At 38.7% G+C, this 13126-nt stretch carries 14 protein-coding genes; 6 read left to right on the top strand and 8 right to left on the bottom strand.

The genetic code is table 11. The annotated features are described in order from the left end of the window. Positions 1–135: 135 nt before the first annotated feature. From OR571_RS02385 to mntR, 3 genes are all read right to left on the bottom strand, one after another. Complete coding sequence (locus tag OR571_RS02385) at positions 136–1053, bottom strand: DUF1002 domain-containing protein (RefSeq protein ID WP_282241265.1); 918 nt, start codon at positions 1051–1053, stop codon at positions 136–138. A gap of 92 nt (positions 1054–1145) precedes the next feature. Continuing rightward, positions 1146–2006, bottom strand: a complete 861-nt coding sequence (locus OR571_RS02380; RefSeq protein ID WP_282241264.1) for a CvfB family protein — start codon at positions 2004–2006, stop codon at positions 1146–1148. Between the two features lie 40 nt (positions 2007–2046). Beyond that, the gene (gene mntR, locus OR571_RS02375; RefSeq protein WP_282241263.1) at positions 2047–2466 is read right to left on the bottom strand and encodes a transcriptional regulator MntR; all 420 of its coding nucleotides are present in this window, start codon (positions 2464–2466) and stop codon (positions 2047–2049) included. A gap of 242 nt (positions 2467–2708) precedes the next feature. On the opposite strand from mntR, the gene OR571_RS02370 reads away from it, so the two are divergent. Next, complete coding sequence (locus tag OR571_RS02370) at positions 2709–2864, top strand: lmo0937 family membrane protein (RefSeq protein ID WP_142539417.1); 156 nt, start codon at positions 2709–2711, stop codon at positions 2862–2864. Between the two features lie 42 nt (positions 2865–2906). Here OR571_RS02370 and OR571_RS02365 read toward each other — a convergent pair whose 3' ends face one another. Genes OR571_RS02365 through OR571_RS02355 form a run of 3 tightly spaced genes read right to left on the bottom strand, consistent with a single transcriptional unit; the run spans position 2907 to position 6490 of the window. Then, positions 2907–4016 (bottom strand): GNAT family N-acetyltransferase, encoded by a 1110-nt coding sequence (locus tag OR571_RS02365; RefSeq protein ID WP_282241262.1) that lies wholly within the window; start codon positions 4014–4016, stop codon positions 2907–2909. Between the two features lie 19 nt (positions 4017–4035). Next, positions 4036–6141 carry a heavy metal translocating P-type ATPase gene (locus tag OR571_RS02360; RefSeq protein WP_481900352.1) on the bottom strand — a complete coding sequence of 702 codons (2106 nt, stop codon included), beginning with the start codon at positions 6139–6141 and terminating at the stop codon, positions 4036–4038. Beyond that, positions 6116–6490, bottom strand: coding sequence for an ArsR/SmtB family transcription factor (locus OR571_RS02355; RefSeq protein ID WP_282241260.1), 375 nt, complete (start codon positions 6488–6490; stop codon positions 6116–6118). Before OR571_RS02355 ends, OR571_RS02360 begins: the two co-directional genes overlap by 26 nt. A 146-nt stretch (positions 6491–6636) precedes the next feature. Between OR571_RS02355 and OR571_RS02350 the strand changes: the two genes are divergently transcribed. Then, positions 6637–6936, top strand: coding sequence for a hypothetical protein (locus OR571_RS02350; RefSeq protein ID WP_282241259.1), 300 nt, complete (start codon positions 6637–6639; stop codon positions 6934–6936). Positions 6937–7077: 141 nt separating this feature from the next. Here OR571_RS02350 and murB read toward each other — a convergent pair whose 3' ends face one another. Both murB and OR571_RS02340 read right to left on the bottom strand, forming a co-directional pair. Further along, positions 7078–7998: a UDP-N-acetylmuramate dehydrogenase gene (murB, locus tag OR571_RS02345; protein ID WP_282241258.1), complete on the bottom strand. Its 921-nt coding sequence runs from the start codon at positions 7996–7998 to the stop codon at positions 7078–7080. A 78-nt stretch (positions 7999–8076) separates the two neighbouring features. Continuing rightward, positions 8077–8382 (bottom strand): winged helix-turn-helix transcriptional regulator, encoded by a 306-nt coding sequence (locus tag OR571_RS02340; RefSeq protein ID WP_142539413.1) that lies wholly within the window; start codon positions 8380–8382, stop codon positions 8077–8079. A 254-nt stretch (positions 8383–8636) separates the two neighbouring features. Here OR571_RS02340 and OR571_RS02335 point away from each other — a divergent pair, with 254 nt between their 5' ends. The 4 genes from OR571_RS02335 (at position 8637) to OR571_RS02320 (ending at position 12960) form a co-directional block, all read left to right on the top strand. Beyond that, positions 8637–9164: a YceI family protein gene (locus tag OR571_RS02335; protein WP_282241257.1), complete on the top strand. Its 528-nt coding sequence runs from the start codon at positions 8637–8639 to the stop codon at positions 9162–9164. Between the two features lie 184 nt (positions 9165–9348). Then, complete coding sequence (locus OR571_RS02330) at positions 9349–10536, top strand: hypothetical protein (RefSeq protein ID WP_282241256.1); 1188 nt, start codon at positions 9349–9351, stop codon at positions 10534–10536. 16 nt (positions 10537–10552) lie between these two features. Then, the gene (locus OR571_RS02325; protein WP_282241255.1) at positions 10553–11785 is read left to right on the top strand and encodes a Zn-dependent hydrolase; all 1233 of its coding nucleotides are present in this window, start codon (positions 10553–10555) and stop codon (positions 11783–11785) included. After that, complete coding sequence (locus tag OR571_RS02320) at positions 11785–12960, top strand: amidohydrolase (protein ID WP_282241491.1); 1176 nt, start codon at positions 11785–11787, stop codon at positions 12958–12960. The genes OR571_RS02325 and OR571_RS02320 overlap by 1 nt, the downstream gene beginning before the upstream one ends. The last annotated feature ends 166 nt before the right edge of the window (positions 12961–13126 follow it).

The raw sequence follows: 13126 nt of genomic DNA, 5'->3' as shown, positions 1-13126 counted from the left end.
CTCTTTAAGTCGCAGTTTCCCTAAACAGAGATGTACTTTATATATTGGGAGAAGACTATACAAATACGTATACTTTATAATTTCCACAAATATAAAACATCCTAATCATCAATCATGGACAATTAGGATGTACTTTTAGTTAAATAGAGAACGAATAGAATCGATCAAATTATTAAAGAAGTTTTTAACGCTTTGCCAAAAGCCTTCATTATCAACAAGATTACCGACTTTTTCATCAATTGTTTTACTTAAATCATTTAACTGATCGGACCATTTACTAAAATCGATATCTAGTTGACGAATCCGATCCATAATATCGATTAATAACTGACGATCTTTTTCAGAAAGCTCAATTTGTAACTTAGAGAGCTGCTCGGATACGATTTTTTCTACTTCTTCTCGCGTCACAGGGTTTTGCTCGGCAATTTGTTTTTTAATTTCTGTCAGTAGCTCACTTACTTTTGCTTCATCAATACCTGCTTCTTCTGAAAGTATTGTTGCTACAGACAACTCGTCATTTGCTACATCTGTACGCTCGGTATCTAGCTTTCCGCCTGTTACTTCATACGCTTTATAAATACCGACTAATGCAGAATGACCAGTAACTGGTTTAGGAGCTGCAATTTCAACAACTGCATCTTGAATACCCGCAGTTAGCATGGCATTGGCATACATTTCGGATGTTACTTCTGTAATATTATCTGGTGTTACAATATTAATGACTAGCCCTTTTCCCGCATCCTTTCTAGTAATCTTAGCAGAAGAAAACATTCGAGCAGATGCATCTCCATCTTTTAAGTAGGTTACTAGATCTTGTCCGGTTACTTCAATTTCTTGAATATCAGAGCTATCTGTTATTTTTAAGCTTTCTTTTACACTATTCTTTTGTTCTTCCGTTAGATTGCCACCGTATACAACGATCGGCGCACCAAATTTCTCATTTACCACTTCTTCTGTTGTCGATCCATCTGAGTCTGCTAGTGCAATGGACGGGGCAATAAATGCTCCTATTACTAATATAATAGCCATTATTGTTTGCAAAAACTTTTTCATTTTATCAAACTCCTTTCCAATTGGCTCTCCCATTAGTACGTAAAAAGGAGTAAAAAGTTCCGATTGAATCGATTCTTTTTACCCCTTTCTCCTTATAGCTTCAATTGTGTCCAACCATCGGCTTGTACAATTTTTCCTTCTTTCATTAACTTACCTAGCGCCCTTTTAAATGCCGCTTTACTCATAGAGAACATTTCTTGTATTTCCTCGGGTGTAGACTTATCTGTAAATGGCATTTTGCCACCTACATCATTTAAGTAGCGGAAGATAGATTCCGCATCGTCTCCTAAACGTTCGTGATTACGAGGAAGAAGTGATCCGTTCAAAGAGCCATCTTCTTTAGTATCGATAATACGAACTGTTAAATCTTGTCCAAGTCTTGGTTCTTCTGCACGTTCTGATTGATGCACGAAAATTCGATAGTTCTCTGGCACACTTAGCAAGAAAGTCCCGATTGGCAATAATCTATACGGTCTTGCCTGAATATTTTGGTTGAATAATGTAGTAGGAGCATCTATATAGAGTTCTTCTACTCGATCTTCTGTTGCCAAACGACCAAATAATTCCCCGTCTTTGTCTGTACGAAGCGTCATATATAAATGATCGCCATTTACCGGCCAAAGTTCTTTTATCTTCGGTAAGTCTTCTGCTTTTACTTGCACTTCTTTAGAAGTACCGATATCCACAAAAGCCCCTTCTTTTTCAGAAACCTTGATCACTTTTGCCCATCCATACGTTCCTTTTTGTATGGTAGGTAATGCAGTTGTAGCAGATAAATTACCTCTTCGATCTACGAATAAAAATACTTCAATCGTCTCATCTACTTGTAAGTTTTCTGGCGCTTCTGATGCGTTTAATGGAATTTCCATCGTATCATGCTGAAGAATCCATTTAGATCCCTCTTGTGACTTTACTTGTAATTTCACTATCTCTCCTGATGCTAGTTCTGCCAAATGTATCGCTCTCCTTATAACCATGTAAATGGATTTGTTCTTATTCTGTTGTTTCTTCTTTTAATGCAACAAGTCTCGATTGCAGCTCTGGGTTTTCTTCCAAAAATAAAACCAAATCAGCAATTCGATCGATTGAATTCCAGCTTAAATGATGTTCAATACCTTCAACATCCGCATAAATATTTTCTTCTTCTACTCCAATTAATCGCAAAAAGTCTTCCAGTAAATCATGTCGTTTCACTAGTTTTTTACCAAGTTTCATACCTTTTGTTGTAAGGGTTAGACCACGATATTTTTCGTATATTAAGAAACCATCTTTATCTAGTTTTTGTACCATTTTTGTAACGGAAGACGGTAATACCGATAATGCTTCTGCTATGTCAGACACACGAGCATATCCTTTCTGCTCGATTAATATATATATTTGTTCAATATGGTCTTCCATGCTTGGTGTTGGCATTTACATCTTCCTTTCATCACTTCTTTGTTCATTTTACTACATACTGTTACCTATCACAATTCAAGACCTATTTTCCTACAGTAGTTTCAAGAGCTTACTGCTCGCTTTTGTGGATTCATGAATACATTTTTGGTTATTGGAGCTATTTTCCAGGAAGATAAAATGTTTAATACACCATCTTAAAGGGTAACTTTTTAATAACAACATATAACAACACATATTTGATGGAAAGGATGTTCCATATGGGCAAAATTTTATGGACGATTATCGTCATATTAATCGTACTATGGGTATTAGGTTTAGTATTAAAAATAGGCGGTGGACTTATCCACACCCTATTAATCATTGCAGGTATTATTTTCGTCATTCAACTTGTGACAGGAAGACGATCGCTCTAGAAAAAAGGTGTTGCCAATCGGCAGCACCTTTTTTAATATGATTTATTCTTTTATTTTTGCGTAAATGCAAGTATCTCTTAACTTTTTGTTATCAGCAGAGAGTGAATCATGGCGAAGTGTTCCTTCTAATGTGTAGGCTAATCTTGCTGCTACAGATCGGCTTCGTACATTTTCGCTATCACAACGAATTTCTACTCGATTTGCTTGTAACTCTTCAAACGCAAACTCGGTAATACGTTCAACCGCTTCCGTCATTAGTCCTTTTCCTTCAAACTTGCTATCAATCCAATAGCCAATTTCAAATTTTCGTACATTCCAATCGATTCGGTGTAAGCCCGAGGAACCTACAAACTCTCCCGTCTCTTTTGAGAACAAATGTAGCCTTAAATCTTTTCTTGTAATAAAATCCGCAACCGCTTGTCGCAAATTAGCTGTAGTCTGTTCTAACGTCTGCTTCGTTTGCGCCCATGGCATCCATTCTTTTAAGGCTTCATGGGAACTTACAATCGCTTTCCATACTACATCGGCATCCTCCACTTTAGGTGCTCGGATGATTAACCGTTCCGTATGAAGTTCTTCCGAAAAAGAATAGTCTTCCTTTTTACTCACTTCAGGATGAGAATCATCATCCCATTTTACAGGAGTTGATGTACCTTTTAAGAAGTCCTCTCTTGTCATGCCATACGTGACTGCATCATAATAAGACTCCTCTTTCGGAGAAAACCATGCTTGACGAAGCTGGGCTTCTTTTACAAAGCCAGCACGTTCAAACGTTTTACGCATTGCAAAATTATCTTGTCTTGTATGACCTTCTAGACGAATTTTTGCCTCGGGTAATTGAAAAATGTATTCAGCTACCATTTTCAAGGCACGAGGACCATAGCCTCTTCCTCGCGCTTCATCTGCAATTCGCAAATCGAATAAAGGAATCTCATCACGTAAGTCGTAAATTTTAACGATTCCGACCTGTTTACCGTCTTCGTTTTCCACCCAAAACGTTTTAACTTCGTCGGATTGATATCCGCCTTCTTCAATTGTTTTTTCGATCAATTCTCTAGCCGGATGTGCATTACCATGGTATGGCCAAGTATTAGTAGTCATGAAATGGATCAGCTGTTCCTGCTCTTCCATTGTCCATTCTGTAAGCTTCATTTTATTCCCTCCGAACGTACTATTTATGCACTTTTAATAGTCGCAATGAATTCAGCACTACGAGTAAGGTTGCCCCCATATCTGCAAAAATGGCAATCCATAAAGTTAACCATCCTGGAATGATGAGCAATAGTGCAATTATCTTTAGTCCTAAAGCAAACATAATATTTTCTTTAATAATATGCAATGCTTTTCGACTTAATCGAATCGTATATGGAAGTTTTTCTAAGTCATCCGCCATTAGTGCAACGTCTGCCGTTTCGAGTGCGGCATCTGTACCCGCTCCACCCATCGCGATCCCAACCGATGCCGCTGCAAGCGCAGGTGCATCATTTACTCCGTCCCCGACCATGGCAACTGCTCCATATTTTTCTTTTAACGCTTTAATAGCCGTTAGTTTTTGTTCTGGCATCAGGCCTGCCTCAACATCTGTCATTCCAAGTTTAGCTGCAATAGCATTTGCAGTTCTTGTGTCATCTCCAGTAAGCATAACGGTGTGTTTGATACCAACACTCTTAAGATTTTGGAGCACCTTCTTGCTAGTTTTACGCACCGGGTCGGCAACTGCGATAAATCCTTTGTATACTTCATCCTCTGCTACAAGCATTACCGTATTACCCTCTGATTGCAATTGTTTGACACGTTCAATTACTTCAGCTGAGACGGTACTGATCGAAAGAATCCAAGACACACTACCTACTGACCACTTGTTCCCATCTATAATTCCTTCTGCGCCGCTCCCTGTAATGGACTTAAAATTATCTACAGTCAAGACATGTATATGCTCCCCTTTACCGAATTTCACAATTGCTTGTGCAAGTGGGTGCTGGGAATACGTCTCAATCGACATTACTTTTTGTATGAAATCATGAGGATTTTCAGACTCTACAACTGTTACTTCAGGATATCCTCTCGTTAATGTACCCGTCTTATCAAAAGCAATCGCTCGTATACGTCCAATTTCTTCTAAATGAATTCCGCCTTTTATAAGCACACCTTGCTTGGCAGCATTTCCAATGGCCGTAACGATGGCTACTGGTGTAGATACAACTAAAGCACATGGACACCCTACTACTAATACAGCAAGCCCTTGGTAAATCCAAGTTTGCCAGTCTCCACTAAATAACGGTGGTACGATGGCTACTAAAAAAGCGATGGTGATAATGATTGGTGTATAATATTTTGCAAATTGATCTACAAATTTTTGAGAAGGCGCTTTTTCCGCTTGCGCTTCCTCTACTAAATGAATAATTTTCGCAATGGTTGTATCTTCTACTCTTTTTGTTACCTTTACTTCCAATGAGCCTTCTTCATTTAGCGTACCAGCAAACACTTCATCACCATTCGATTTATAAACAGGTACAGCCTCTCCTGTAATAGACGCCTGATTGACCGATGAAGCTCCTTTCACCACAATTCCATCCATTGCAATTTTTTGTCCTGGTTTTACGATTAACACATCATTTATTTCAATAAATTCTGTATCGACCTCGACCAACTGATCACCACGACGAACAGTCGCAGACGGAGGTGCTATATCCATTAACTGGCTAATCGATTGACGTGCCTTATTCATCGAGTATGCTTCTAATGCTTCACTAACTGCGAATAAAAAGACAACAACAGCCCCTTCACGCCACTCACCAATTATTGCCGCCCCAATAATCGCAATTGTCATAAGCGTTTTCATATCAAAATAAAAACGAGACAAATTATACAATCCACTTTTGAACATATCGTATCCGCCAACTATAATTGCGATGACAAATAAACCAATTGCAAAAGGATGTGTTTCTTCATACATAAAAGACGCGATAATCCCAATTACTAGAAAAACAAAGGAGATAGCTGTTACGATATTTTCCTTTCGTTTAAAAAATGGCGTTGTTTCTTGTTTCTGCTGTTTCAGCGGTGCCACTCTAATACCATCAAAAGCACCAGCCTTTTCAATATCTTCTACAGTAACATTACCAACAACAGCAACTTTAGATGCTCCGAAATTCACCAATGCTTCCTCCACATTGGGCAGGCTTTTTATATTATTTTCAAACTTCATCGCACAGTTGGCGCATGATAGATTTTCTAAGCGATACTCTTTTTTAATTGCTTTCTCCAATCTTCTCACTCTCTTCTATGGCGTGTTCATACGCAATTTTAACTAACTGGTTCACATGATGATCCGCTAATGCATAATAAACTAACTTCCCTTTGCGTTCGGATTTGGCCAATGACAAATCTCGTAAATATCGTAAATGATGTGATGCCGTAGCTGTAGAGGATCCAATTATTTCACTCACATCACACACACAAAGCTCTTCTTCTATTGTGAGTGCATATGCAATTTTCAAACGCGTTTCATCTGCTAATGCTTTAAAAATCTTCGCAACGTTCGTCATATCAGGAAGTTGCTGTTTAACAGAATTTACTACACTTTCATTTACTTTCGTTACCTCACACATATCGTTCGTCTGCATTTTCCCACCTCATTCAAATGTCTGTTTGATTGTTACCTTCATTATATGTTCAAACTATTCTAATAGCAAGGTTATTCAAACAGATATTTGAATGTTATTTTTCTTTTTAATTGCCTTCTGGTTTTGATAAGGGATGCTTACTCAATGTGGGAATAGTATGTCTCAAAGAAGATCAATTAGTTTTAGAGCTTAAATGCATAATTGCATTATTTGCAATGGGTGGAGGAGAGATTGTCCATGTTTCGAGGAAGATTGTCCAACTATTTGGAGGAATCGTCCAACTTTGCAATGAATTGTCCAGGTTCCAAGGAATATTATCCAACTTTGGAAAGAGATTGTCCAAACTCACAATGATTGTCCATGTTCCGCAGAAGATTGTCCAGCTATTTGGAGGGATCGTCCAACTTTGGGAAGGGATTGTCCACATTACGATCAAATCGTGGTGAGGGCTCCTGCTTACTGCATGAATGTGTCTAGCCTGCAGCGGTAAGTCACTAAGATGCACTTTCTCCATAATTGTACTTTTATAAAATAGCCAGCTTATATAATTTCCCTAAGACATAAAAAAAGAACCTGTGAATATATATTCACAGGTCCACGTTTTCTCCGACGATTTTCACTTCGAGTTCAAGCTCAACGTCAAAGTTTTTCTTTACTGCTGATTTTACCATTTCAATCGTGCTAATATAGTCGGTTGCAGTTGCATTGTTTTTATTAACAATAAAACCTGCGTGCTTTGTGGAAACTTCTGCTCCACCAAATCCTTTTCCTTGTAATCCACTATCTTGAATAAGCTTACCGGCAAAATAACCAGGTGGACGCTTGAACACGCTACCTGCTGAAGGATATTCGAGCGGTTGTTTAGATTCTCTTTGGAACGTCAAGTCTGCAATTTTTGCATCGATCTCTTCCTGTACACCTGGTGCAAGTTCAAACTCGGCGGATAATACATAATACCCTTTTTTCGTAATGATACTTTTACGATAGCCCAGCTCTAGCTCTTCTTTTGAAAGAACAAGCTTTTCACCACTTGGTGTTAAAACTGTCGTTTGCACAATTACATCTTGAATCTCTCCACCATACGCACCGGCATTCATCGCCATTGCTCCGCCAATTGAACCGGGAATCCCACAAGCGAATTCCAAGCCTGTGAGTGTTTCACTTGCAGCCGCTCTTGAAACATCGATAATATCGGCTCCACTTTCAGCGATCACTCTGTTGCCGTTTATCGTAATCTTGTTCAACTTTTCCAAACGAAGTACAATCCCACGAACCCCACCATCTCGTACGACCATATTAGAACCATTTCCTAGTAGTAATAAGGGAATATTGTTTTTATATGCATATTGAACTGTAAACGCAGCTTCGTCTTCCGTGTCAGGTGTCACAAATATGTCTGCGGCACCACCCATTCGTGTCATTGTATGCAAATTCAATGCTTCATCTATTTTTATGTTCTTCGTATCTATTCGTGCTCTTAAATCTTGATACCATTGCTGTTTAGCCAAAAATAGCCAATCCTTTCTTCATTAACCTTTATCCTTCCATAGTATGCGTTCTCGCCCATAATTTTTCAAGCGAAATTGTTAGAACCATTCTTTAGACCAAGATTCAATTCCATCAATCACATCTTTTAGGGCATAACCTTTGTCCGTTAAATTATATTCTACCCGTACAGGAACCTCCGAAAAGACAGTTCTTTCTACTAGCCCCTCTTTTTCAAGCTCTTTAAGACGCTCTGAAAGCAATCGACCACTTATAGGAAGAGACGACTCGATTTCATTGAACCGTTTCGCTCCATCAATTAATTGAAAAATAATTAACGCAGTCCACCTTTTTCCGAGCAATTCCATTGCCTTCGCTAAACGTGGACATAATAATGTTTCTTTCATTTCATTCACCTCTATTACTACCTATTATACGCCTATATAATTTTTTTGTAAAATAAGAGTAATTTAATTACTTGACGTAAGTTCGGTATTAATTTAAAGTTAGTTACATAAAGTAACTTGTAGTTTGATTCATACATGAATTGGGTAAAGAAAATTGTTTAGAAAATCAATTTGTTTTGAAATAAAACATCTTGATTTCAAGGTTAATGTATTATATACTAAAAAAAACAAGAAATACTAAGGAGGAAATTAAAATGGCAAAATTTAATCTTGACGCAGCGCACTCTAGTATCGACTTTTCTGTAAAACACATGATGGTTTCAAAAGTAAAAGGTTCTTTCACTAACTTTACTGCTGACTTAGAAGGAAATGCAGAGGATTTAACGGGTGCAGCAATCAGCTTCGACATCGATGTAAAATCTATTACAACAAACAACGAAGATCGTGACAATCACTTACGTGGTGCAGATTTCTTTGACACAGAATCATTCCCAAATATCAAATTCGTAGCTACAGACATCAAAAAAACCGATGATAGCGAATACGATGTAACTGGTGATATGACGATTAAAGGTGTTACAAAACCAGTCACTTTTGAAGTGGAATATGGCGGTAAAGGAACAAACCCATGGGGTCAGGAAGTTGTAGCATTCTCTGCTGAAACTAAAATTAATCGTAAAGACTTTGACTTAGTGTGGAACCAAGCGCTTGAAACTGGTGGCGTTCTTGTTGGAGAAGATATTAAAATCTCTGTAGAACTTGAGTTAAACCCAGCTCAATAATTTAAACAATTCTTAAGCAACTCTGGACTTCCAGAGTTGCTTTTTTATTTGGAAATTAGCATTTTTTCTAAAGAAAACACTTACATTATTATTATAAAAATCTAACTTTTCTGAAATATATTATATACTAACCATTCGTGTTATTATGTTGAGTATTCTATATTGTCAGAAAGGAATAATTATTATGTCACAAATGCTTGCACTAGTAATCGTTATCGCGATTTTATTCATAGGAGATCTTGTTTCAACCCGTACGAAGGCTTGGATTCCTTCTGTTTTTGTATCAGCCGTTCTTTTCCTTATCGGATATTGGACATTCTTCCCGCAAGATATAGTTCCTATTGCCGGGGTACCGCCAGTTGTAGCAACTATGATGATTTACCTGCTCATCACCAATATGGGTACTTTACTTTCTATCCAACAATTGAAGGAGCAATGGAAGACGATTCTCATTTCCCTTGCTGGGATTGTAGGGATTATTGCCGCTCTATTTGGAATAGGAACGTTCTTATTTGGTATTGAAACAATTATTGTTGCTATACCACCTTTAGTTGGCGGTATTGTATCTGCCCTAATCATGTCAGAAGGTGCTGCAAATGCAGGGCTTACTACTTTATCTGTTTTCGCCATTGTTATATACGTTATGCAAGGCTTTGCTGGTTATCCTTTAACCTCTATTGCGCTGAAAAAAGAAGGGAAAGTACTTCTTGAAAAGTTTCGTAAAGGAGAATTAGCTACAACAGGACAAGCTTCTACTGCTTCTGAAGAAGTGGAAGAAGAGCTGAAAATGTTCCGCAAAATGCCTAAACAATATAATACCGATTATTTTAAATTTTTCCGTCTTGCTTTCGTCGGTTTCCTAGCTTATCTTGTTTCTACATTATTAGCACCAATCGTAACAGTTAGCCCGTATGTTCTTTGTTTATTATTTGGTATTATCGCGAAAAGCATCGGCTTTTTGGAGCGTCATGTATTACAAAAAGCAAATGGATTTGGATTATGTGTAATGGTTTTAATGCTATTCGTATTTGACGGACTAAAAGCTGCTACACCATCTATGATTGTCGATATTCTTTATCCGCTAATTGGAACAATCGTATTAGGGGTTATCGGAATGTACATCTTCTCCTTCATCATAGGAAAAGTGTTAAAAGTAAGTAAAAACATGGCTTTTGCAATCTCGTTAACCGCATTATATGGCTTCCCGGCAGACTATATTATTACGAATGAGGTAATTAACTCGTTAACACAAGATGAAAAAGAGCGAAAAGCACTGACCGATCATATGCTTGCGCCAATGCTGGTAGGCGGATTTATAAGCGTAACAATTGTTTCTGTTATACTCGCAGGTATTTTCGTAGGATTCTTATAAGAATAGGAGTGATAGTATGTTAGCCAATCAGCAAAGAATCGAACAGCATATTGAACTATTAAGTCAATTTACCGCTACTCCTGGAGCAGGCGTAACAAGGCTTACTTATTCGAAAGAAGATTTGAGTGCTCGAAATTATATTAAAGAGCAGATGCTCAAATATGGACTTACTGTTTCAGAGGATGGGTTCGGAAATATTTTTGGAAAGCTAGATGGAACGATTCCAAACGCCCCTTCTGTTATTGTTGGCTCTCATTTTGACTCCGTTCCGAACGGAGGAGCTTTCGATGGTACTGCAGGAGTCGTAATCGGGCTAGAAGTAGCTGCGTTATTCCAAGAAAATAATAAGAAGCCTGCTTATCCTATCGAAATTATTGCGCTTGTAGAAGAAGAAGGGTCCCGCTGGGGCGGTGGCTTAATGGGCTCTAGAGGCATGATGGGTTTATTGACCAATAAAGACTTTAAAGTACTTGCAGATAAAGACGGACTATTAGCCGAAGATGCAATGATTAGCATAGGTTTGGATCCTTCAAAAGAAAAATGGCGTGATCCGAAAACGATCAAAGCATTTCTCGAGCTCCATATCGAGCAAGGTCCTATATTGGAGGAAAAAAATATTCCGATTGGCATTGTGGAAGCAATTGTTGGATTAACGCAATTAGAAGTAACAATTCAAGGGAAAGCAGGACATGCTGGTACTACACCGATGAATCGCCGATCTGATGCTCTGGTTGCAGCCGCTGAGGTAATTGCCACTTTTCCGAAGCTAGCCATAGAGGAAGGAAATGGGACAGTAATCACTACTGGACAGCTCCAGGTATTCCCAAATGGTTCCAATGTTATACCAGATAAAGTGGTATTCTCAGTAGATATACGTTCTGGTAAAGAGCAGCACGTTCAAAATGCGGTGCGAAAAGTGGAAGAATTGATTGCTTCTAAACAGACTACAGGCATTCTTACTTCAACGGAACAATTATTATATATTTCACCGAAAGAGATGGATGAACATATTCAATCTATCTTCCAGGAAGAAAGTGAAAAGTTAGACGTTCCTTATTGCTCGATCAACAGTGGAGCCGGACATGATGCAATGGTATTTTCCGATTTTACTGCTTGTGGGATGATTTTCATTCCAAGTAAAGATGGGCTTAGTCATTGTCCTGAAGAATGGTCAGATGGAAGTCATCTGGCGAGCGGTGCAAATATTGTATTTCAGACAGCCTTAAAGTTAACGGAGGGAAATGAATGATGATTAACCCAAAAATAAAAGAATCCATTACAAATAATAGTGAAGAATTGACCGCGCTACGTCGTAAACTGCATAGTGAGCCTGAGTTATCATTTGAAGAATTCAAAACGACTGCGTTCGTTTGCGAGTATTTAGACGAGCTTGGCATTCCCTACCGAAAAACAGAGCCTACGGGAGTAATCGCTGAAATTCAAGCAGTTCCAGGCGGTAAAACAGTGGCGCTTAGAGCGGATATGGATGCTCTTCCAGTTCAACAACTGAATACGCATGTACCCTATGCTTCTAAAGTGGAAGGAAAAATGCACGCGTGTGGGCATGACGGACATACTTCGATGTTATTAATAGCAGCTAAGGCTTTGAATGATGTAAAAGACCAACTTCCAGGTAATGTTCGTTTCTTGTTCCAACCGGCAGAAGAAGCAGCGGCTGGAGCAAAAGCAATCGTTGCTCAAGGTGCAATGGACGGAGTAGACAATGTGTTTGGTATTCACATTTGGTCTCAAATGCCAACAAATAAAGTAGCTTGCTCACCAGGTCCTTCATTTGCTGCAGCGGATATCATCAAAGTGAAATTCAAAGGAAAAGGTGGACATGCTGCGATACCGGAAGCATGCATCGACGCGGCAATCGTTGCTTCTTCTTTTGTTATGAACGTCCAAACAGTTGTTTCTAGAACAATTGACCCGCAAAGTCCTGCTGTTCTTACTATCGGGAAAATGGTTGTAGGTACCCGATTTAATGTAATCGCTGAAAATGCGGAAATCGAAGGAACTGTTCGCACATTCCATCCAGAAACCCGCGATCATATCGAGAAAAGCATTACACAATATGCGGAAAGTATTGCCTCTACTTACGGCGCTACTGCAGAAGTGGAATATATTCGCGGTACAGATACGGTAGTGAATGAGGAAGAAAGCGCACAGCTTGTTCAACAAGTTGCTACTGAAGCGTTTGGATCTGATGCGGTGTATGATGAAAAACCAACAATGGGTGCGGAAGACTTCTCTGCTTACTTAACGAAAGCACCTGGAAGTTTTGCACTTGTAGGTAGTGGAAATCCTGAAAAAGATACAGAGTGGGCCCATCACCACGGAAACTTCGATATCGACGAAGATGCACTTGTAACTGGTGCGGAACTGTATGCTCAGTATGCTTGGGCTTATTTGAATAAATGATTTATGGACTCCCCCGAAGTTGTTCGAGGGAGCTTTTTTCGTTTTCGGATGGTTTTCCAACTAAAGTGACGATTTTTCCAACTAAACTCATTAGTGCTCAGAATAATCTATATTTGCGAAACTATTTCTTTCTTTTTTCGTATATACTTAAGAAAATGGCTACGGA

The sequence above is a fragment of the Psychrobacillus sp. NEAU-3TGS genome, assembly GCF_029955155.1.
Classification (GTDB): Bacteria; Bacillota; Bacilli; order Bacillales_A; family Planococcaceae; genus Psychrobacillus.
Note: the sequence above shows the minus strand (reverse complement) of the source record. Positions and strands in the feature narration are given on the sequence as shown.

What these genes read in the sequence shown, in the direction of transcription:
- OR571_RS02340 (WP_142539413.1), bottom strand. Translation starts at nt 8,382, where the DNA reads ATGAAAGAAACATTATTATGTCCACGTTTAGCGAAGGCAATGGAATTG.
- OR571_RS02330 (WP_282241256.1), top strand. Translation starts at nt 9,349, where the DNA reads ATGTCACAAATGCTTGCACTAGTAATCGTTATCGCGATTTTATTCATA.
- OR571_RS02335 (WP_282241257.1), top strand. Translation starts at nt 8,637, where the DNA reads ATGGCAAAATTTAATCTTGACGCAGCGCACTCTAGTATCGACTTTTCT.
- OR571_RS02385 (WP_282241265.1), bottom strand. Translation starts at nt 1,053, where the DNA reads ATGAAAAAGTTTTTGCAAACAATAATGGCTATTATATTAGTAATAGGA.
- mntR (WP_282241263.1), bottom strand. Translation starts at nt 2,466, where the DNA reads ATGCCAACACCAAGCATGGAAGACCATATTGAACAAATATATATATTA.
- OR571_RS02355 (WP_282241260.1), bottom strand. Translation starts at nt 6,490, where the DNA reads ATGCAGACGAACGATATGTGTGAGGTAACGAAAGTAAATGAAAGTGTA.
- OR571_RS02365 (WP_282241262.1), bottom strand. Translation starts at nt 4,016, where the DNA reads ATGAAGCTTACAGAATGGACAATGGAAGAGCAGGAACAGCTGATCCAT.
- OR571_RS02370 (WP_142539417.1), top strand. Translation starts at nt 2,709, where the DNA reads ATGGGCAAAATTTTATGGACGATTATCGTCATATTAATCGTACTATGG.
- OR571_RS02320 (WP_282241491.1), top strand. Translation starts at nt 11,785, where the DNA reads ATGATTAACCCAAAAATAAAAGAATCCATTACAAATAATAGTGAAGAA.
- OR571_RS02325 (WP_282241255.1), top strand. Translation starts at nt 10,553, where the DNA reads ATGTTAGCCAATCAGCAAAGAATCGAACAGCATATTGAACTATTAAGT.